The 265-nt window shown below is 64.2% G+C and carries 1 protein-coding gene; it reads right to left on the reverse strand.

Translation table 11 applies throughout. From position 1 onward, the window contains the following. The coding region (locus NLU14_RS22070; protein WP_275710646.1) for a hypothetical protein at positions 1–265 on the reverse strand (265 nt) is incomplete at both ends.

The raw sequence follows: 265 nt of genomic DNA on the forward strand, positions 1-265 counted from the left end.
GTTGTGCCGGGTCAGGAACAGCTGCTGGTAGAGGTAGAGGCTGTAGGAGATCAGCCCGATGTGGACCATCGGGCGCCAGTTCAGGAATCGTCCGAACGGCGAGGCAGGGGCCCGCATCATCCACACGATGACGAGCGCCACCGCGAGAGCATCGCCGACGTAGCCGACCGTGTACATCCACACGCCTTCGAATCTCGACGTGAGTGCCCAGGACAGCGGCAGCCACACCACCACCGCCCACTGCAGGTGACGCGCGAAGATCCAC

The sequence above is a fragment of the Marinobacter iranensis genome (assembly GCF_029207565.1).
GTDB lineage: Bacteria > Pseudomonadota > Gammaproteobacteria > Pseudomonadales > Oleiphilaceae > Marinobacter > Marinobacter iranensis.